Raw genomic sequence first — 635 nt, 5'->3', positions numbered from 1 at the left:
CCCATGTGACCACATTTTTTAACCGAAGCGAGTTGGTCTTCAAAGTGAACACCAGCGGCACCGGCTTCGATCATCGACTTCATCAGTTCATATGCGTTTAGCACGCCACCAAAGCCCGCCTCTGCGTCCGCTACGATTGGTAGGAAGTAATCAATACCACCTTCATCTTCAGGAGACTTGCCATTCGCCCACTGAATTTGGTCAGCACGACGGAAAGAGTTGTTGATGCGCTTAACCACTGAAGGCACTGAGTCCACTGGGTATAGCGACTGATCCGGGTACATAGTCGATGCAGTGTTGTTATCTGCCGCTACCTGCCAGCCTGATAGGTAAATCGCTTCGATACCCGCTTTCGCTTGTTGTACGGCTTGACCACCTGTCAGTGCACCAAGACAGTTTACATAACCTTTTTTCGCACTGCCGTTGACCAGTGACCACAGCTTATCAGCACCACGTTGTGCGATTGTATTTGCTGGTACCATCGAGCCACGCAGTTCTACGACTTCTTCTGCAGTATACGTACGCTTTACGTTTTTCCAGCGTGGATTCGTTGCCCAGTCTTTTTCCAGAGCTTCAATTTGTTGGCGGCGAGTCAATGTCATTGGTCTATCCCTCTTTATTATTTGCACTTTTGT

At 49.0% G+C, this 635-nt stretch carries 1 protein-coding gene; it reads right to left on the bottom strand.

Features of this window, described 5'->3' with window-relative positions; all coding sequences use genetic code 11:
* Positions 1–602: isocitrate lyase (gene aceA, locus R7Q11_RS27230; protein WP_225467114.1), on the bottom strand; the 602-nt coding region annotated here is incomplete at its 3' end.
* Between the last annotated feature and the right edge of the window lie 33 nt (positions 603–635).

Source organism: Vibrio sp. 970 (assembly GCF_033339075.1).
The sequence above is the reverse complement of the archived record's forward strand: the minus strand, read 5'-3'. Positions and strand labels throughout refer to the sequence as shown.